The organism is Actimicrobium sp. GrIS 1.19 (assembly GCF_035984655.1).
GTDB lineage: Bacteria > Pseudomonadota > Gammaproteobacteria > Burkholderiales > Burkholderiaceae_D > Actimicrobium.
This window is the reverse complement of the sequence record NZ_JAXCHT010000001.1, coordinates 261,648-280,779: the sequence shown is the minus strand read 5'-3', so window position 1 is coordinate 280,779 and position 19,132 is coordinate 261,648. Positions and strand designations below refer to the sequence as shown.

Annotated in this window: 19 protein-coding genes; 6 read left to right on the top strand and 13 right to left on the bottom strand. The window is 63.9% G+C overall.

What is annotated here, in order from left to right; translation table 11 throughout:
• Nucleotides 1-40: 40 nt before the first annotated feature.
• From RCH09_RS01360 to RCH09_RS01350, 3 genes are all read left to right on the top strand, one after another.
• Nucleotides 41-721 carry a response regulator transcription factor gene (locus RCH09_RS01360; protein WP_326939222.1) on the top strand — a complete coding sequence of 227 codons (681 nt, stop codon included), beginning with the start codon at nucleotides 41-43 and terminating at the stop codon, nucleotides 719-721.
• Nucleotides 722-724: 3 nt separating this feature from the next.
• A complete protein-coding gene (locus RCH09_RS01355) occupies nucleotides 725-2,038 on the top strand; it encodes a HAMP domain-containing sensor histidine kinase (RefSeq protein WP_326939221.1) in 1,314 nt (437 codons plus the stop codon).
• Nucleotides 2,039-2,153: 115 nt separating this feature from the next.
• Entirely contained in the window at nucleotides 2,154-2,795 is a 642-nt protein-coding gene (locus RCH09_RS01350) for a hypothetical protein (protein ID WP_326939220.1), read from the top strand.
• Here the strand turns inward: RCH09_RS01350 and RCH09_RS01345 are convergent.
• The 3 genes from RCH09_RS01345 to RCH09_RS01335 are packed head-to-tail and all read right to left on the bottom strand — an operon-like array spanning nucleotide 2,779 to nucleotide 5,968.
• Entirely contained in the window at nucleotides 2,779-4,608 is a 1,830-nt protein-coding gene (locus tag RCH09_RS01345; RefSeq protein WP_326939219.1) for a bifunctional anthranilate synthase component I family protein/class IV aminotransferase, read from the bottom strand. The two genes, RCH09_RS01350 and RCH09_RS01345, sit on opposite strands and share 17 nt — an antisense overlap.
• 43 nt (nucleotides 4,609-4,651) lie before the next feature.
• Nucleotides 4,652-5,227 carry a nucleoid occlusion factor SlmA gene (gene slmA, locus RCH09_RS01340; protein WP_326939218.1) on the bottom strand — a complete coding sequence of 192 codons (576 nt, stop codon included), beginning with the start codon at nucleotides 5,225-5,227 and terminating at the stop codon, nucleotides 4,652-4,654.
• A 42-nt stretch (nucleotides 5,228-5,269) separates the two neighbouring features.
• A complete protein-coding gene (locus RCH09_RS01335) occupies nucleotides 5,270-5,968 on the bottom strand; it encodes an HAD-IA family hydrolase (protein WP_442784987.1) in 699 nt (232 codons plus the stop codon).
• A 22-nt stretch (nucleotides 5,969-5,990) separates the two neighbouring features.
• Here RCH09_RS01335 and RCH09_RS01330 point away from each other — a divergent pair, with 22 nt between their 5' ends.
• The gene (locus RCH09_RS01330; protein WP_326939217.1) at nucleotides 5,991-6,914 is read left to right on the top strand and encodes a TraB/GumN family protein; all 924 of its coding nucleotides are present in this window, start codon (nucleotides 5,991-5,993) and stop codon (nucleotides 6,912-6,914) included.
• 22 nt (nucleotides 6,915-6,936) lie between these two features.
• Here the strand turns inward: RCH09_RS01330 and RCH09_RS01325 are convergent, their stop codons facing one another.
• Both RCH09_RS01325 and RCH09_RS01320 read right to left on the bottom strand, forming a co-directional pair.
• Nucleotides 6,937-7,407 (bottom strand): DUF1203 domain-containing protein, encoded by a 471-nt coding sequence (locus RCH09_RS01325; RefSeq protein WP_326939216.1) that lies wholly within the window; start codon nucleotides 7,405-7,407, stop codon nucleotides 6,937-6,939.
• 142 nt (nucleotides 7,408-7,549) lie between these two features.
• The gene (locus tag RCH09_RS01320) at nucleotides 7,550-7,801 is read right to left on the bottom strand and encodes a hypothetical protein (protein WP_326939215.1); all 252 of its coding nucleotides are present in this window, start codon (nucleotides 7,799-7,801) and stop codon (nucleotides 7,550-7,552) included.
• Nucleotides 7,802-7,912: 111 nt separating this feature from the next.
• On the opposite strand from RCH09_RS01320, the gene RCH09_RS01315 reads away from it, so the two are divergent.
• Together RCH09_RS01315 and RCH09_RS01310 are read left to right on the top strand one after the other, a co-directional pair.
• Nucleotides 7,913-8,155: a DUF1289 domain-containing protein gene (locus RCH09_RS01315; RefSeq protein WP_326939214.1), complete on the top strand. Its 243-nt coding sequence runs from the start codon at nucleotides 7,913-7,915 to the stop codon at nucleotides 8,153-8,155.
• Nucleotides 8,148-9,071, top strand: a complete 924-nt coding sequence (locus RCH09_RS01310; RefSeq protein ID WP_326939213.1) for an MBL fold metallo-hydrolase — start codon at nucleotides 8,148-8,150, stop codon at nucleotides 9,069-9,071. Before RCH09_RS01315 ends, RCH09_RS01310 begins: the two co-directional genes overlap by 8 nt.
• A gap of 21 nt (nucleotides 9,072-9,092) precedes the next feature.
• Here RCH09_RS01310 and RCH09_RS01305 read toward each other — a convergent pair whose 3' ends face one another.
• The 8 genes from RCH09_RS01305 to RCH09_RS01270 all read right to left on the bottom strand — a co-directional run bounded on the left by RCH09_RS01305 (nucleotide 9,093) and on the right by RCH09_RS01270 (nucleotide 18,968).
• Nucleotides 9,093-9,461: a VOC family protein gene (locus RCH09_RS01305; RefSeq protein WP_326939212.1), complete on the bottom strand. Its 369-nt coding sequence runs from the start codon at nucleotides 9,459-9,461 to the stop codon at nucleotides 9,093-9,095.
• A gap of 182 nt (nucleotides 9,462-9,643) precedes the next feature.
• Nucleotides 9,644-12,745 (bottom strand): transglycosylase domain-containing protein, encoded by a 3,102-nt coding sequence (locus RCH09_RS01300; RefSeq protein ID WP_326939211.1) that lies wholly within the window; start codon nucleotides 12,743-12,745, stop codon nucleotides 9,644-9,646.
• Nucleotides 12,746-13,030: 285 nt separating this feature from the next.
• Nucleotides 13,031-14,206 carry a lipid-transfer protein gene (locus RCH09_RS01295; protein WP_326939210.1) on the bottom strand — a complete coding sequence of 392 codons (1,176 nt, stop codon included), beginning with the start codon at nucleotides 14,204-14,206 and terminating at the stop codon, nucleotides 13,031-13,033.
• Nucleotides 14,207-14,252: 46 nt separating this feature from the next.
• Nucleotides 14,253-15,293, bottom strand: coding sequence for a branched-chain amino acid ABC transporter permease (locus RCH09_RS01290; protein WP_326939209.1), 1,041 nt, complete (start codon nucleotides 15,291-15,293; stop codon nucleotides 14,253-14,255).
• The gene (locus tag RCH09_RS01285) at nucleotides 15,290-16,276 is read right to left on the bottom strand and encodes a branched-chain amino acid ABC transporter permease (RefSeq protein WP_326939208.1); all 987 of its coding nucleotides are present in this window, start codon (nucleotides 16,274-16,276) and stop codon (nucleotides 15,290-15,292) included. The genes RCH09_RS01290 and RCH09_RS01285 overlap by 4 nt, the downstream gene beginning before the upstream one ends.
• Entirely contained in the window at nucleotides 16,273-17,010 is a 738-nt protein-coding gene (locus tag RCH09_RS01280) for an ABC transporter ATP-binding protein (RefSeq protein ID WP_326939207.1), read from the bottom strand. The genes RCH09_RS01285 and RCH09_RS01280 overlap by 4 nt, the downstream gene beginning before the upstream one ends.
• On the bottom strand, nucleotides 17,007-17,774 hold the full coding sequence (locus RCH09_RS01275) for an ABC transporter ATP-binding protein (RefSeq protein WP_326939206.1): 768 nt from the start codon (nucleotides 17,772-17,774) through the stop codon (nucleotides 17,007-17,009). The genes RCH09_RS01280 and RCH09_RS01275 overlap by 4 nt, the downstream gene beginning before the upstream one ends.
• Nucleotides 17,775-17,780: 6 nt before the next feature.
• Nucleotides 17,781-18,968 (bottom strand): substrate-binding domain-containing protein, encoded by a 1,188-nt coding sequence (locus RCH09_RS01270; protein ID WP_326939205.1) that lies wholly within the window; start codon nucleotides 18,966-18,968, stop codon nucleotides 17,781-17,783.
• Nucleotides 18,969-19,132 lie beyond the last annotated feature (164 nt).

Sequence of the window (19,132 nt, the reverse complement as noted above, 5' to 3'; positions counted from 1 at the left end):
GCTATCCTGAACGCCGTTGCATCTTCTCCGAAACCACACCATGCACAACATTCTGCTGATCGACGACGACGTTGAACTGGTGCAGCTGCTGCGCGACTACCTGCAACAGGACGGTTTCGCTGTCAGCGTCGCGCATAACGGCGAAGCGGGCGTGGCGCTGGCACTGACCGGCAATTTCCAGCTGGCCGTGCTGGACGTGATGATGACGCGCTCGGATGGCCTGGCCGCCCTGCAACGCATCCGCCTGCAGAGTACCTTGCCGATCCTGATGCTGACCGCCCGCGGCGACGATGCCGACCGCATCCTGGGACTCGAACTCGGGGCCGACGATTACGTTGCCAAACCCTGTTCGCCGCGCGAACTGAGCGCACGCATCCGCGCCATCCTGCGCCGCAGCCAGGGCGGCGACAGCGCCATCCAGCCGCCGATCATGGCCGGCGCGCTGGTGCTGTGGTCGACCCAGCGCCGCATCGAGTACGGTGGCCAGCCGGTAGCCTTGACCAGTACCGAATTCAACCTGCTCGAGGTGTTGATGCGGCATGCCGGTCGGCCGGTCAGCAAGGCCGCGCTGTCGGAACAGGCGCTGGGTCGCCCGCTGGCGCGGTTCGACCGGAACATCGATGTGCATCTGTCGAGCATCCGCCAGAAACTGGCGCGCATCAGCGACGCCGCGTGCATTCAGACCGTGTTCCGGCAGGGCTATCAATTGATTCGGGACTGACGGATGGTCAAGCTGTTCTGGAAATTCTTCTTCTTTATCCTGCTGGCGCAACTGACCGCGTCATTTGGCATTGGCGGAACGATCTGGCTGACCCATCTGCGCCAGCAAGCCGATACCGGGCCCGATCGCAGTCCGCCAGCCACCTTCAGCCTGGAAGCGGCCGCCTCCACGTTGCAGCATGGCGGTGCACCTGCGTTGCGTGCGCTGCTTGCCCACATGGGACCGTTCGTGGTGTACGCGGTGGATGCCGCCGGGCGCGACATCGCCAATCGTCCGCTGTCGCCGGAAACACTGGCGGCGGCACGGCCACTGGCACGCCAGGTGACGGCGCCGGATGGCCGGCGCTGGCTGTTGTTTTCGGCGCACAGTCCGAACGGACAAGCGGACCGTCAGCCGCCGCGCAACGGCCAGTTCGGACCGCTGCTGCCGCTGCTGACGTCGGTGCTGGCCAGTCTGTTATTCGCCGCGCTGCTGGCGCGCTATTTCTTTCGGCCGATCCGGCAATTGCGCGATGCCTTCAGTGCCGTGGCCAGCGGCAACCTGCGGCCGCACCTGCAGCAAGCGATGGGCGCACGGCACGATGCGCTGGCCGATCTGGGGCGTGAATTCGACCGCATGGCGCAGCAGTTGCAAACGCTGATCGAGGGCCAGCGCCGCCTGCTGCACCACGTGTCGCACGAGCTGCGCTCGCCGCTGGCGCGGCAGCAAATTGCCATCGGGTTGGCCCGCCAGCAACCGGATCGCAGCGCCGATCTGCTCGAACGGATTGAGCGCGACAACCAGCGCATGGACAAGCTGGTCGGCGCGGTGCTTACGCTGTCGCGGCTGGAATCGGAGCCAGGCGTCGAACCTCGCGACGACATCGTGCTCGACGATTTGCTGGCCGAGATCGTCAATGACGCCCGCTTCGAAGGCGCACCGGCGGCCCGGCAGGTGGTGCTGGTGGGCGAGTCCGGCACGATCGTGGCGGGTAGTGCGGAGTTGCTGCACAGCGCCCTGGAAAACATCGTGCGCAACGCCGTCAAGCACACCGCGCCCGCCAGTACGGTCACGGTGCGGGTGGCCATCGACGGCTCCGGCAAGCATGTCTGCGTCAGCGTCATCGATCGCGGGCCCGGTGTTCCGGACGCCGATCTGGAGGCGATTTTCCAACCCTTTTTTCGTGGCGCCGAGAGTGCCGGTGCGGTGGCCGGACACGGGCTCGGCCTGACCATCGCGCGCCAGATCATCCGCGGCCATGGTGGACAGGTGCGGGCCTTCAACGAGCCCGACGGCGGCCTGCGGGTCGAGACCGCGCTGCCGATCCAGGCATCCTGACGGGGCGCATCGGGCGGCTGCGGCTTTACGTGGATTTACACCTGCCGCCATCTTGCCCGGCCCGACTCGCGCCGATAATCCTGATACCTCCCCACCCCTTTTCGAAGGAATCATCATGAGCGTTGCCAGTGTGTCAAACAGCACATCGCGGTCCCAGCTTCAGCAAACCGGCACGGCCAGTCGCAATCAAGGTGTGCGCCCGCCGCCACCGGACGGCCCACCGCCAGGCGGCGGTAATCCTCTGCTCGACGCCGTCACGTCGGCATTGAAATCGCTCGGCGTAACCTCCAGCACCGACAGCACCGACAGCACGACAGTGACGGCCAGCACCGATACCTCCAGCAGCGCCAGCGCCGGCAAGACCGATGCGCCGCAGGCCTTCGGCGCGTTCTTCCAGAGCCTGCTGCAAACGCTGCAATCCCAGAACAGCGGGTCCAGTACCGAGCAGGCTGGCGGCAGTGCCAGCACCCCGGCGTTTGGCGGCGGCGCCGGCAAACTGGAGCAGGATCTGCAATCGCTGATTCAGAAATTGAGTGCCGGCACTGGAAGCAGCACCAGCAGCACCGGCAGCAGCGACACCGGCAACAGCGCGACGGCAACCAGCAGTACGTCGAGTCTGGACCAGAGCTTCAAGAATTTGCTCAGCGCACTTGGCGACAGCGGCAGCAAGGCCACGCTGACGTCGTTCCTGAAAGCGCTGTCGAGCAATGTCGCAGGCGCCGGTGCGGCCGGCAACGTGGTCAATACCCAGGCGTAAGCAATTGCGCCGGCAGCACGCCACGTAAGGCATTGCACACCACCAGCCGTTGCGCGCGCTGCAGGTCGTCGCGCGTGAGGCTGGATTCGCGCGCCGCCCAGGCCGGATCGTCCAGCAATCGGGCACGCATCACGCCGGGCAGCACACCCGCCGACAGCGGCGGCGTGAGCCACGCGCCATCGATTTGCGCGAACAGGTTGCTGCGCGCGCCTTCGGTGATTTCCCCGCGCTCGTTGTAGAACAGCATGTCGAAGGCGCCCTGCGCCTCGGCTTCGCGCCACGCTGCATCGTACTGGTTGCGGTGCGTGGTCTTGTGACGCAGGAACAGGTCGTCCGAAGCGGTCGGCCGGGTTGCCAGCAACAGCCGCGCAACACCGGGCCATGGCGCCACCGGTGCGGTCTGGATTGACCAGCGACCATCCTGTTCCAGCGCCAGCCGCAAGCGGTACGCCTGGGCATCGGGCAAGGTCGCGCATGCCTGCGCCACCGCCTGACACAGGCCGGCTTCATCCAGGCTGAAGCCGAAATAGCGCGCCGAGCCGGCCAGCCGGTGCAGATGCCGTTCCAGCAAGGCACAGCCATCGGCACGCGATACCGCCATGGTTTCGAACAGCGCAAAGGTGTTCGGCATGCCGGCCAGGAAGCCTGCCTTCAGGCGGCATTCGGCAAACTCGCTGGCGGCCTCGCTGTCATGCACGATGCCGGCGCCCACTCCCATCTCGCCGGCGCGCACTCCGCCGGTGCCGGGCGGCTGCAGGACCAGCGTGCGGATCGGCACCGACAGGCAGAAGTCGCCAATGCGCCCCGGCGCGGTGGCCGGATCAAACCAGCCGATCGCGCCGGTATACAGCCCGCGTGGGTCGGGTTCGAGTGCGCGGATGATTTGCATCGTGCGATGTTTCGGCGCGCCGGTAATCGAGCCGCACGGATATAGCGCGTCGATCACGCCGGTCAGCGTGACATCGGCACGCAATTGCGCAGTGACGGTCGAGGTCATCTGCAGCAGATCGGCATAGCGCGTGACCGCAAACAGCTGCGGCACCGCGACCGATCCGGTGACGGCAACGCGGCCGAGATCATTTCGCAGCAAGTCGACGATCATCAGGTTCTCGGCGCGATTCTTGGGGTCGCTTGCCAACTCGGTGGCGGCCAGCGCGTCCCGGGCGGCGTCGCCGCTGGCCGCTGCGGTGCCCTTCATCGGACGTGCCAGCAGTTCGCCGGCGCGATGCGTAATGAACAGTTCCGGCGACAGCGACAGCACTGCCGAACCATCGGGCAGCGCGATCAACGCGCCGTACGGCACCGGCTGCCGCGCGCGCAGGCGGGCATACAGCGCCGGCAGTGTGCCGAACGCGTCGAAGCGGACCCGATAGGTGTAATTGACTTGATAGGTGTCGCCAGCCTGGATCAGGGCGCGAATGCGACCGATGGCGTCCTCGAAGGCCTGCGGCGTGACACTGTTGCGCAGGTTGGCCACGCCCGCCGGGGCGGCATCGCTGCGCGCTGCCAGCCAGGCGCCGACCTGGGTGGCATCCAGCAGCTCGCAGCGTGCAAACAGCAGCACCTGCGCCAGTGGCGCGGTCTCGGTGTGTGGCGCGATGCCTTGCAGCGCCGCACCCAATTCGTACGACATCAGCAGCACTGCCGGGGTATCGGTCTGCTGCAACTGGTCCAGCAGCTGCGGCAAGTCGGTATGTTGGTGGCAGATCAGTGTGCGCAGGTAGCCCGTGTACAGGCGCGAACGCGGCTGGACGGCGCTGGCATCGGCGTCATCGAGCAGCGCATAACAAAGATCGGAATTTTCGGCAGGCATGGCGCAGCGGGTGTCATTGGGACGGTGCGCCGATTGTAGGCGATCAGCGCAAAATCAGTGCGATCTGCTCCTGCGCACCCTCGGAAGGCTTCTGCCGAAAGCCGGTCTTGGCAAAGCGCTGCCAGCGCCCCAGCACAAACGAGGTCAGCAAATTGGCGCGCATTGCCACCTCGGCTTCCGTGGCCTGCTGCTGCGTCACAGCCATGCGCAGCGCCTGCTTGATGGCCAGTTCGACGCGGTCGATGAACTGGTTCATGCGCGCCTGCAGCCGGTCATCTTCATTGACCAGCGCATCGCCGAGGATGACCCGCGTCATGCCCGGATTGCGTTCGGCAAAGTTGAGCAGCATGGCGCCGATGGCGTGGGCCTGGTCGAGGCCGTTGTCCTGTTGTTCGGTGATCTGGTTGATCAGGCCGAACACGGTCGATTCGATGAAGTCGATCAGGCCCTCGAACATCTGCGCCTTGCTGGCGAAGTGCCGGTACAGCGCGGCTTCGGACACGTCGATGCGTGCCGCCAGCGCGGCTGTCGTGATCTTTTCGCCCTTCGGCTGTTCCAGCATCAGCGCCAGTGTCTGCAGAATTTGCAGCTTGCGTTCGCCCGGTTTGGTGGTGGCCATGGTCGGTATTCCAAAGTGAGTCGATCAAATTTTTTTTATTGACTAGCGCAGCCGGTGCACCTGCCCTGACAGTTGCCTTAAGGATTTTACTTTGACATCGACAAATGCGGGGCGGTTTATGAATGTCGATGGCGCAATCCGGCCGGGGCTACGCAGATAGCCGGTCATCCAGACCGTGCGCATGCCGATCTGGCGTGCCGCTTTCAGGTTCACCGCAGTGTCTTCGACCAGCACGCAGCCGCCGGCATGCAGGCGCTCGCGCCGCAGCAGCTGGCGCAACATCAGGCGCGACGGCTTGGGCCGCAACTGGCCGTGCACCCGCATCGACTCGATCGAGATATGACGGGAAAAATGCCGCTGCAGGCCGAGATGGCGCAGCACGTCCTGCGCGTACCGATGGGGCGCGTTGGTCAGCAGGATCTTGCGGCCCGGCAGGCGCTTGAGCAATGCCACCAGTCCGCGCTCGGCGCGGATCATCGCCGGCAGATCCTCAAAGCAGTGCGCCGCGTGCAAAAAATCCGCTTGCCGCACCTGATGATGCTTTACCATCCCCAGCAGCGTCGCGCCGTAACGCCGCCAGTAGGCGATGCGCGCCGCATTGACAGCGTCGGCGCTGGCCGGTGCGTCCGGCGTGCCGAGTACTCCGGCAATGAAGCGGTTCATGTTGACGTTGATCGCCGGGAAGATCGCATGCGATGCATCGTGCAGCGTGTTGTCGAGATCGAAGAGCCAGGTTCGCAATTGTATTTTTCAGAAAGAGCGCATGCATCGCACACTGATAGTCATCGTACTGGCCCTGTTGGGGTTGTTTCAGAACAGCGCCTGGTCGCAGCGCGTGGCCGACCTCAAGGTTCGCGACCAGGCAGTCAATCGCGGCACCCTGTTCCGGGTTACGCAAGGCGGGCACAGCGCCTGGCTGTTCGGCACCGTGCATGTCGGCCAGGCATCATTCTATCCGCTTGAGCCGGTCGTCCTTGGCGCGCTGGCCGGCGCCGACCAGGTCGCCGTCGAGTTCGACATCAACGACCGCGCCGCGCTGCAGGAGGCGCTGGCCAGGCACGGCATGCTGACGGCGCCGAAAACCCTGCAGACAGCGGTTTCCGCCAACACCTGGATGCAACTCCAGGCCGCGCTCAAGAAAGCCAATCTGCCGGTGGATGCGGTGGCGCAAATGAAGCCATGGACAGTCAGCACCATCCTGCTGGCGCTGGCGCTGGAACAACATGGTTTTGCGCGCGAGCAGGGCATCGAAGTGTATTTGCTGGCGCAAGCCGCCAAACTCGGCAAGCCGGTGGTGTCGCTGGAATCGGCCGATTACCAGCTCGGCCTGTTCGATCAGCTTGACGACAAGCAGCAGGAAGTATTCCTGCGCGAGTGCCTGCAATCGATTACCCAGGGCAAGCTGCGGCAGCAGTCGCAGCAGGTCATGGACGCCTGGGGCCGCGCCGACAGCGCCGCCGTTGAAAAACTGCTGGACAAGGAATTGGCCGAACACACCGTGACGGCCGATTTCACCAAACGTGTGTTGCTGGCGCAGCGCAATCCGCCGATGAGCGCATCGATCGCGCAGCTCATGGAAAACCAGGCATCGGTCTTTGTGGCCATCGGCATGCTGCATCTGATCGGCGCCGACAGCGTGCCGAAATTGCTGGAGCGGCGCGGCTACAAGGTCGAGCGAATCTACTGATGCGCAGCGCGGGATCGGCCTGTCAGGCCCGATTTACCCGGCACGAAAAACATCCCCGCGTCGCATTGTGCAGATGCAGGTGGTCCACTGCCTGGTTGGCAAGCAGACGCATGATCTCGGCATCGACCACCTTGCCATCGCACAGCGATGCATCCAGCATCATTCCTGCCGCGTCGTAGGCGCGCACCGACATCATGCGACGACGCACGTAATCGGTAAGGGTCCCGGCTGGCAGTGCTTTCTGCGCGACGCCCTTGCGAACAAAAATCGGACCGCTGCTGCGATACGGCGACGCGGCCGGCTGATGGACAAATTCGAGCAACAACAACTCGTCACCGACTTCGGCGTCGTCGAGGCTGACGCGGCACGGATACCCTGATGACCCGGTGGCAATGACCCGCCGCATGTTGCGCTCGATGAGTCGTTGATCGGACAGGGCGAATAGTGGCGCGAAGGGTTCGGCCGCAAGGCCGATGAGCTGGAAGGAATCCATGATGGTTTCTGCCGATGAATGAGAGAGCCACCATCATCAGGAAGTAACCGCGCGATGTCTGGCCGGGTTCGGACATGCAAACGCGCGCGAAATGAGATTGGCCGCGGCGGCTAGCCGCAACGCTTGCCAGTCGCAGCGCCGCTCAGGGTGCGCCGTTGGTCGGCGCCGGTGCTTCCAGCATCTCGACGCCAATCCGGCGCGCTTCGGCTTCCGCGGCGGCGGCATCCGGGAAAACCGTTTCGACCGCGACCCGTTGTTCGGTGAACGTGATGTTGCGGTGCATCGGGTTCGGCGACGGACCGACGATGGTCAGATGCGCGGCCCAGCCGTCGCCGTCGGGCATGGCGACACCGGTAAATTCAATTTCATAGTCACCAATTTTTTCGGATGGCATGTGCGTCTCCTGCAAGTTGAAGTGGCTGTCAGCCTACCACCGATCATTCGCCACCATGCCTGACACGCGGCAAGCGGGCATAATCGGGGTCCTGTCATCGCCACCGCAACCATGCCTCCTGATCAACCCAACGCCAACCATTTGCCGCCCGAGGCACTGATCACGTTCGACCCGGTCAATGGCGCGGCTGCGGTGCCGTCGCCCTGCATCGGCCTGTGCCAGATGGACCCGGATACCGGACTGTGCCAGGGCTGCCAGCGCGACATCGATGAAATCGTGGCCTGGGGCGGGGCTTCCGAGGCCAGCAAGCGTGGCATCTGGCATGCCATTAACCGGCGTCGCGCCAATGTCTGACCAGCCGCTGGCGCTGCCGCCCGGCATGCAGGTGTTCGAGCGCGGCTGGCTGTCCTCGAACAACGTGTTGTTCATCGGGCGCGCGCAAACCGCGCTGGTCGACAGCGGTTATGTCAGTCATGCGACCCAGACGCTGGCACTGGTGGGACATTGCCTGCAGGCGCGGCCGCTCGATCTGCTGGTCAATACCCATCTGCATTCCGACCATTGCGGCGGCAACGCGGCGTTGCAGCAGCGCTATGCCTGCCGCACAGTGATTCCGGCCGCCGAAGCCGGCGCGGTGCGCGACTGGGATGTCGATGCGCTCAGTTTCGCCGCCACCGGCCAGCAGTGCCCCCCCTTCGCTTTCGATGCCACGCTGGCGCCGGGCGATGCGCTCGTGCTGGGCGACATGGATTGGCAGGCACTGGGCGCGCCGGGGCATGATCCGCATTCGCTGATCCTGTATTGCGCCACCGAACGCATCCTGATTTCGGCCGACGCGCTGTGGCAAAACGGGTTTGGTGTGATTTTTCCGGAACTCGATGGCGCCTCGGGCTTTGTCGAAGCCCGTGCCACGCTCGACCTGATTGCGGCGCTGGACGTGCGGCTGGTGATTCCGGGCCATGGCGCGCCATTTGCCGGCGTCGAGGCGGCTCTTGATCTGGCGTATTCGCGCCTCGATTATCTCGCTGCCGATCCGGTGCGCAATGCGCAGAACGCCATCAAGGTGTTGTTGAAGTTCCTGCTGCTGGAACGCCAGCAACTGGCGCTCGATCAGGTGCCGGTGCTGTTGGGTGAGATGCGGCTGTTTCGCGAGGCGAACCAGCGCTTCCTGCGCTTGCCCACGCAGGAGCTGGCCGACTGGGCGGTCGGCCAGCTCCTGCGGGTCGGCGCCGCCACTGTCAGCGGCCCGCTGTTGCTCAATCGCGGCTGAGCGCCGGTGGCGCCACGCCGCTCATTGCATGGAATGCAGGCCGATCATGTTGCCCTCGGTGTCGAACACCAGGGCAATATTGCCGTACTCGCCGATGGCGGTCTTCTGCTTCTGAATCCGGCCGCCGGCCTTGACCGCCCGCTCTGCTTCCATGGCGCAATTCGTGCAATGAAAGTACACCAGCACGCTGTTGGCGCCGGCGCTGAAGCCCGGCATGTTGACCAGCGCCCCGCTGGCACCGGTACCGTCTTCCTGCATTGGGAATGCCCACATCTCCAGCCCGGGTGTGTCGAGCCGGGTGAGTCGGGTTTCGAATACGGATTCATAGAATGCCTTGGCGCGGGGCATGTCATCGACATAAATTTCGAACCAGCCTACGGGGTTGTTCATCGCAGTCCTCTCGCGAAGGGGTCGCGGGGAAAGCACCGTCAATCGGTGCACCTGCGAAAAGTCTAATCACGCCGGACAGAATTGAAAACCCCTGCAAGGCGGTGAACCGAGGCGGTTTACCGATTCGCGCAAACAGGAAGCAAATTTCGCGGCGCGCTGTCGCGACGGACACAACGGCGCCGCTATTTGCCCGCCAGTTTTTCGATGACCGGGGCGGAATCGGTCATGACCGGCGTCGATTTCAGCGGCAACTCCGCGTCGCGTTCCTTCACCAGCGGTTGCAGCGCGGGCATCAGCGATTTGAGCAATTGCACCGTCAACGCGCTGGTGAAGGAAAAGTCGGCGGCGTAAGGCTCGTGCACATATGCGGTGATGGTGCCGAAAAACCGGTCGCCAATCAGGAACACGAAGGTCGCCGAGCGATTGACCGCGCGTGATTCAATGAGGCGGCCGCCGCGCCCGTAGGTTTCAAAGCGCTGATCGCCGGTGCCGGTTTTTCCGCCGATGTCGATGATGCTGCCGTCGGTACGCTTGAAGCCGCCCTTCAGACGCACCGCAGTGCCGCCGTCAACCACATCGACCAGGGAACGGCGCACCACCTCGGCGATTTCAGCCGGGATGACGCGCTGCCCATGGCCGGGCTGGTGCACGAAGCGTGTCTCGTAGGGCGTGCCGGCGGCGAAGTGCAGGCTCTGCAAATCGTTGCCTGGCATGGCCACACCCTTGTTGACGATGATTCCCATCAAATACGCCAGCGAGGCAGGCCGGTCGCCGGAGGCGCCCAGCGCCGTCGCATACGAGGGCGTCAGGGCCTGGAAGGGGTAGCCGAGCTGGCGCCAGTCGCGCGCGATCTGCGCGAAGGCATCGAACTCCAGCATCTGGTGAATGCGCGACTCCTGCGTTCGGCTGTTGCGGGTCTTGAACAGCCAGCCATACACCTGCTGCCGTTCGTCGCGGCTGGCATCGGCGGCCTGCGTCATCGTCGCGCCGGGATGCTGCGCCAGATACCCGACCAGCCACAATTCGAGCGGATGCACACCGGCCAGATAGCCGCGGTCGTTGAGGGAAATCGTGGCCGGGTCGAAGCCGTCGTACAGCCGTTGCACGGTGGCGGCTTCGAAGGCAACGTTCGGCAGGCGAGCGCGCAGGAACGCACCGAGCTGATCGACCGGCGCGTCCGGATGCAGGCTGCGAAACACGATGGTCAGCCGCTTCGGCGTCACGCCCAGGGCGTCGATCAGCATCTGCTGCGCTTCCTCGGCGTTTTTGCCGGCATATTTCTTGTAGAAGCGGACCAGGAATTCGCGCCCTTCCTTGTCGGCAAAACGCGCCAGCACCGCCTGCCGCTTGGCCTTGGCAAGCTGATCGGGGTCGGCCGCGGCGACATCGGCGGCGGGGCTCACCGTCTTCGCCAGATCCTGCAAGCCCTCGTTCGAACCGGTGGTGCCGTAATGGCGCACGATGTCGCGCATCAGGCGCACGAACACCAGATTGACCGAGTGCTGAAAACTCTCGCGCACCGTCATGATGCGGCTGTTTTCAGAGGGCTCGAAGTTCTCGAATTGCTGCAGCCCGCCGCCGGTAAAAAACCGTTCGCCGGGATTGCCGGAATAGGTTCGCAACATCGCCGCTTCGAGAATCTCGGGCAGGCCCCCGCCGGGATTGTCGATGCACCAGTCGCGCGCCCAGTGGGCCAGCACATCGCGCTTGTCGATATCGGTCTTGCGCAGGCTTGCCGCGTCCATGGCGCCATATTCCTGATGCAGCTTGCTGATGATCTGCAGGTAGGTGATCAGCGTGCGCAACTTGGCGGTGGAGCCGAGGTTCAGGCGCGCGCCGCTGTTGATGTCGAATGGCTGGTCCAGATTGTCGGTTTGCACGCGCAGCAGATTGGCGTCGGCGGCGCGCTCGAACAGGGTGAAGCTGAAGGTCAGGCGTTCCGGCACATCGCCGCTGCTGAGCAGGTTGTGGCCATACAAACCGGCCGTCTTGGCGCCGGCAGTCGTCTTCAGTTGCCGCAGCGCGGTGGTGATCGCCAGCTGGGCCGGACCGTCCAGCGTGGTTTGCGCGGTCAGGTCGTAGCGGTCGAGGTCATACAGTTGCGGCACCCGCAACATGCTGGACAACTCCACCCGCAGTGCATTGATGGCCTTGCGTGCGATGAACGAACTGGCCGGCTCGTTGACGACGCCCTGATTCAACTGCAACTTGAGCGGCAAGGTCGCCTTCAGCAAGGCCGGAGAAATGACGCCGGCGCCGGCCAGCAGGCGCAGATGCTGGTTGGTCAGTTCGAGCAGCGCCGGCGTGCCTTCGCGCAGGTAGTACGAGGGCCGGCGCTGGGCAATCATCAGCGACAAGGCCTGCTTGTAGGCCTCCGCCGTGCGCCCCAGCGTGGCCGGATCGGCGACTGTCCTGGCATCCTTGAGCAAGCCATTGATCTCGGTGAAGTCGCGCCCGTACCAGGCCCACATGCCATCGCCGAGACCATTGATCTCGCCGTAGCCGGCCTTGGCGGTCAGTGGCACGGTGTTCAGATAGGCCAGCACCGCCTGCCGCCGGCTGTCCAGATTGTCTTCGCCGCCGAGGTAGGCGCGGATCGATGCCGCTTTCATTTGTTCAAGCTTGTCGTTGGCCGACATGGTGCGGCCGTCGGGCGAGTGGCGGTACTTTTCGATTTGCGTGATCAGCGTGCTGGCGCCCGGGGAATCATGCGACGGAATGACCACCTGCACCGCGTGATCGACCACGGCGCGGCTGAGGCGGCTCCAGTTGACGGCAGGATTGCGTTTCGGATAACGCGCATCGAGCAGTTCGCGGTCTTCAATGAACAGCAGTGACTCGATCAACACGATTGGAATCGCGTCGAAGCTGGCGTACACCCGCCCGGGCGAACGCGGCGCGTACAGCGGCTGCTGCGAGCGATCGAGCAGGCGCAGTCCGGCCTGGTCCTTTTCACGATAAATCGGCGGCAGGCCCAGATGCAACAGGGCCGGCGACATGCGCGCCTGCTCGGCGACGACAAAGTCGCGCTTGCCCAGCAGGTCGGTAAATTCGCCGATCCGGCTGTAGCCGAGACGCTCGTCGTAGGGGCCGGTCTTGGGAAAGCGGATCGATGGCGAGGGCCCGGTGCCGGGCGCGAATTTGAGGTCGCGCGCGATCTCCGAAAAGTACTTCGCCTGGATTTGCGACGAATGCATTTCGCGTACGGCCAACCCGGCCGCCACTGCAATCAGGATCAGTAGCAGAAACAGGAGTTTGAGTTTGAAGAAACGAGGTAATGACACTCTGGCAATCGATTGTAGTCCGTGGGCTTGTTCAGGAATCGTATACGGAAATCGACTTCGAAAGGCAGTCATTCATCCAAGAAAAGACACCTGCACAACGATGCTTGTTTTTGCGCACGATGTCGCCGAAGGCGTGCTACTAATCGGGCATTACCGTGAAGCTTTTTGCACGCAGGCAGCTACGCAAGCGATGTCGATAATGGTCTGCCAACACAAAGGGTTGCTCAAGAAATATTCCTGTCGGTATCATTCGCGGCGATTGACCGGAACGAATCTGCCACGGCGTCAGGCTTCGTAGAGCGTCACCACCACCGCGCCGCCCAAACCCAGATTGTGTTGCAGGGCAAAGCGCGCGCCGTCGACCTGTCGCGCACCGGCCGCGCCGCGCAACTGCCAGACCAGTTCGGTGCATTGCGCCAGACCGGTCGCGCCCAGCGGATGTCCCTTGCTCATCAATCCGCCCGACGGGTTGACCACGTACTTGCCGCCGTACGTATTGTCGGCGCGGTCGATGAAGTCCTCGGCGCCGCCTTCCTCGCACAGGCCCAGCGCTTCGTAGCTGATCACTTCGTTGGGCGTAAAACAATCATGCAGCTCGACCACCTGGATGTCTTCGCGTGCCAGGCCGGCCTGCTCGAAGGCCGCCGCAGCGGCGCGGCGCGTCATGTCCGCGCCCACCAGATTGATCGCGCTGGTGAAGGAAGCGGGACGATCGGTCGCCATGGTCTGGGCCCGGATGGTCACCGCATTGCGCAGGCCGTGGCGCCGCGCGAATCCGGCCGACGCCACGATCACCGCAGCCGCACCGCACGACGGCGGGCACGCTTCGAGGCGCGTCAGATAATCCGGATAAATGATCGGTGCGGTCATCACATCGTCCACCGTCAGCGTCTGGGTGAACAAGGCATAAGGGTTGTTGATGGCGTGGCGGCGCGTCTTGACGGCGACCTTGGCAAAGATGTCGGGATCGGCGCCGGTGTTGGCCAGATACTCGTTGGCAGCCGCGCCAAACACGCGCAATGCAATCGGCGCGGCCGGCGCCGAGGGGTACAGCGCATTGAGTTTTTGGTCGAACAGGTCGAGCGGCGAAGTGCGGTCATCCCATGCCGTGCCGAGAGCGCCGGCGCGCATTTCTTCGAAGCCAAACGCCAGCGCACACTCGACCGCGCCGGATTCCACCGCCTGCCGTGCCAGGAATAGCGCCGTCGAGCCGGAGGAGCAATTGTTGTTGACATTGATGACCGGAATGCCGCTCATGCCGACCCCGTACAGCGCGGTCTGGCCACAGGTCGAGTCGCCGTAGACGTAGCTCGCATAGGCCTGCTCGACGTGCGCATAGTCGATGCCGGCGTCCGCCAGCGCCGCGCAGATCGCCTTGCCCGCCATGACTTCATAGGGATCGTGCCGGCCCGGCTTGACGAACGGCACCATGCCTACGCCAATCACTTTTGCTTTGTTCATCTCGACTCCCTGCGTGCGGTACGATTATCCGGGCAACTTGCCGGCATCACTTCCATGCCCGCAACCGACCCACTATCCCGGTCGGGAAAAAGTACACCGACAGCACAAACAATACACCCAGCCACAGCAACCAGCGGTCCGGCGACAGCAGCGCCGACAGCAACGGGATGCCCTGGGTGGCGTTGGCGCCGAGTGCCATCAGATCCTGCAGATAACTTTGCGCCAGGATGAAAATCGTCGCACCCGCCACGGCGCCATACAACGTGCCCATGCCACCGATGACGACGATCAGCAGGATGTCGATCATGATCTCGAACGACAGCGAGGTATCGGCGCCGTTGTAGCGCAGCCAGATCGCCAGCAGCGCGCCGGCCAGCGTGGCAAACACCGCCGCCAGCACGTTCGACAGGGTGCGGAAAATCACGGTGCGATAGCCGATCGCCTCGGCCCGGAAGTCATTCTCGCGAATTGCCTGCAGCACCCGCCCGAACGGCGAGTTGACGATCCGCAGCATGGCCAGGAACAGCACCACCGCGCTGACGAAAACCAGGTAGTAGGTCAGCAGCTTGCCGTTGAAATACGGGCCGATCTCATAGGCCGGCGAGAGCATCTCGGGCAGCTTGAAGTTCAGCCCGTCTTCACCGCCGGTGAGTTCGGCCAGTTGCGACGCCAGCGTCTGGAAGGCCGCCGCCACGGCCAGCGTGATCATCGCGTAAAAGATCGCTCGCACCCGCAACGAGAACAGCCCGATCACCAGCGACAGCAGCAACGACAGCAGCACCGCCGCGCCGATGCCGACCGCCAGCTCGGCCCAGCTCGGCCCCATGCGCGTGCTGGCAATCGCCACCCCGTAGGCGCCGATGCCAAAGAACATCGTGTGGGCGAACGAGACGATACCGGTGTAACCCAGCAGCAGGTCATAGCTGGCCACCAGCACGATGAAGATCAGGATCTTGGCGGCGACATTGAGCGCCTTCGCACCGGGAAAAATGAAGGGCGCAAAGGCCAGCCCGAGCACGATCAGCAGCAGCAGCACCGTCAGCACGCGGCTGCGCGGCAGGTCATGGGACAGCAGGCGGGCGATCATCGCGACGTCACCGGGAAAAGGCCTTGCGGCCGCCACAGCAGGATCGCCACCATCAGCAGGATGTTCGAGAACAACGCCACCTTCGGCACCAGAAAACCGGTGTAGTTGGCCAGCAGGCCGACCAGCAGTGCGCCCAGGAAGCAGCCGCCGGTCGAGCCCAGCCCGCCGATGATGATGACGATGAAGATCAGCACATTGACCTGCGCACCCATTTGCGGAATCACGTTCTGCTGGTACAGCCCCCACATCACGCCGCCCAGTCCGGCCAGTGCCGAACCGGCCACGAACACGCCGACGAACAGTTGCCGGATCCGGTAGCCGAGGCTTTCGACCATCTCGCGATCCTGCACGCCGGCGCGAATCAGCAGCCCAAGCTTGGTGCGATTGAGCACCAGCATCATGGTCAGGAACACCGCCAGCCCGACCACCACCGCCAGCACGCGGTACTTCTCGATCGCCGCGTCACCCACCACCAGCGCACCGCGCAGCGCCGCCGGCAACGGCAACGCAATTTGCTGCGCGCCCCAGATCACCTTGATCAACTCTTCGCCGACCACCATGCCGCCCATCGTGATCAGGATCTGCTTCAGATGCTGGCCGTACACCAGCCGCACGATCACGCGCTCGAACAGCCAGCCGACCGCGCCGGCGACCATCATCGCCGCTAGCATCGCCAAGGCCAGCGCGGCCAGATTCAGGCCGAGGTGATCGGCATTGGTCCATTCCGGCAACGCACCCAGCACCGTCACCGCGACGAAGGCGCCCAGCGCGATGAACACGCCATGGCCGAAGTTGAGCACGTCCATCAATCCGAAGATCAGGGTCAGCCCCGAGGCGATGATGAAAATGATCATGCCCATCGCCAGCCCGGCAGCGGTGAGCGTGATCCAGGTCGGCAGCGACCCGATCAGCGGCAGGGCCGCCAGTGCCAGCAGCGGCACCAGCAACAGCGCGATCAGCGTGGATTTGTCGAAGTCCTTCATTGATGTGCTCCCAGCGACAATCCCAGCAACCGCATTTGCATTTCGCCATCCTCCGCCAGTTCTGCCATCGCACCGCGGTGCACGATACGACCGTCGTCCATCACCGCCACCGTGTCACCGAGCTGCTTGGCAAAATTGAAATTCTGCTCGACCAGCAGGATCGTCGTATCCGATTTCTTGAGCTCGCGAAACGCCGCGATCATGTTGGCGATCATCGCCGGCGCCAGGCCCTTGCTGGGTTCATCGATCAGGATCAGGCGGCGCGGCTCGACGATCGCGCGCGCCACCGCCAGCATCTGCTTCTGCCCGCCGGACAATTTGCCGGCCGGGTGCAGCCAGAATTTCTTGATGGCCGGGAACAGGTCGAAGATCCATGCCAGCCGCGTCGCATCGATCGCGTCGACGGTGCGCGCGCCGCGTGCCGCCAGCAGCATGTTGTCGCGCACATTCAGGTCGGCGAAGATGCCCATGTTTTCCGGCACGTAGGCAATCCCGCGCCGCGCGATCTCGGGCGTATCCAGCGCCGTGATCGGCTGGCCGTCGAACAGGATGCTGCCCTGCGACGCATGCCACAAACCCATGATGGTGCGCAGCGTGGTGGTCTTGCCGGCGCCATTGCGACCCAGCAGCATGGTCAGCTCGCCGCGCGGAATGGCCAGGTCGACGCCATGCAGGATGTGGTACGCGCCGATGTGCGTGTGCACGCCGTCGAGCTGCAACAACGTGTTGTTCATGCCGATTCCTCTACGGGGGCCAGTCCCAGATAGGCCTGCTGCACCACCGGCGAGGCAATCACCGCCTCCGGTTCGCCATCGGCCATCAGCGTGCCGTTGTGCAGCACGATGATGCGCTCGGCCAGCTCGCGCACCACGTCCATCTTGTGTTCGACCAGCAGGATGGTTTTGTCGCGCTGCTGCTTGAGGGCGCGAATCAGGTCGAGGATCACCGGCACTTCATCGACGCTCATGCCGGCGGTGGGTTCGTCGAACATGTAGATGTCGGGATCGAGCGCGATCAGCATGCCGACTTCCAGCTTGCGCTGGTCGCCATGCGGCAAGGCGGCTGCGGGCAGATGGCGCTTGGCGGCCAGCGCGACGGCTTCCAGCACCTGCTCGGCGCGTTCGGTCAGCGCCTTGTGATGCGACCAGACATGCCACAGATCGAGTCCGAGATGGCGGCGCGACTGCAAGGCCAGCCGCACGTTTTCCAGCACCGTCAGATTCGGAAACAGGCTGGTCAGCTGGAACGCCCGGCCCAGCCCGGCATGGGTGCGCGCCGCCGCCGTCAGGCCGGAGATATCGCGGCCATGCAGCAGCACCTGGCCTTGCGAGGGCTTGAGCTGTCCGGAAATCAGATTGAAGTAAGTGGTCTTGCCCGCGCCATTGGGTCCGACGATCGCCGTCAGGGTGCCGGGCTCGAAGGCGCACGACACCGCATTGACGGCCACATGGCCGCCAAAACGGATCGTCAGGTCGCGGGTTTCCAGCGCAACGGTCATCGCGCTTTATCGCTTGTTGCGGATGGGCAGCTTGATCTCGTCCATCGTGATTTCGTGCACCAGCTCAGGCACGCCCCACGGGAAGGCCGGGTCGACCTTGATCTTGAAGTGATACATCGACTGCAGCGCCTGATGGTCTTCCTTGCGGAACTGCATGGTGCCTTTGGGGGTTTCGAAGCGCATCCCTTCCATCGTCGCGATCAGCTTCTCGGTGTTGGTGTCGCCGCCGGTTTTCTTCAGCGCCTCGACCACCGCAATGCCGGCCGCCATGCCGCCGGCGGTAAAGAAGTCAGGCGGATTCTTGTAGCGCTTGTAGTGCTCGGTGACCAGCCAGTTGTTGACCGGATTTTTCGGAATGCCGAAGTAGTAATAGGTCGCGCCTTCCATGCCGGGGAAGTTCTTGTACGCGGCCATCGCCGGCAGGATATTGCCGCCGGTGGCGATCTCGATGCCATAGCGTTTCGGATCGAGATCGGCAATCTTGAACGGGTTGCCGGCGCCGGCCCAGATAATGAAAATCACCTTGCGGCCCGGCTTGTCTTTCAGCGAATCGAACAGGCGCTGTGCGCCGGCAGTGAAATCGGTGGTGGTGGTCGGCAGATATTCTTCATGCACGATCTTCGCGTTCTTCAGCGTCTCGCGGAAGGCTTTCACGCCATCGCGGCCAAACGCATAATCCTGCGCCAGCATGGCGATGGTCACGCCCGGTTTGTCCAGTGCCACCGCGTTCGAGATCGCGTCCTGCGACGAATTGCGCCCGGTACGGAAGATGTAGCGATTCCATTTGTCGCCGGTGATGGCATCGGCCACGGCCGGCTCGACCAGCAGGATCTTCTTGTATTCCTCGGCCACCGGCAGCATTGCCAGCGCCACGCCCGAGCCGGTCGGGCCGACGGCGATATCGGCCTTGTCGTCGGCATAGGCGGCAGCCAGTTGCGACTTGGCGACGTCGGGCTTGCCCTGCGAGTCCTTTTCGATCAGGACCAGCTTGTGGCCATTGACCATCATCGTCCCGCCGGTGGCGTAGTCCAGGCCCATGGTCAGGCCGATCTGGGTCTGCTTGGCATAGGCTTCAAGCGGACCCGTCTTGTCATAGACATGGGCAATGCGGATGTCGGCGGGAGCTGCGAAAGCAGCGCTGGAGAAGGCGGAAAGGCAAAGCAGTGCCGGGGCGGCAAGCAGGTGGAGTCTCATGTTTTTCAATCCTCTGGTGGGTGAATCCGGGTGAGACTACCTGATGTTGTGCGGATTTTATAGTGGTAGAAATACTATCGTCCGCATGCTGCGGTGCGCAACGATGCGGGCGGCCGAATCGACGTCACCGGCGCGGCCCCGGCCGATGCCAATTTTGCATATCC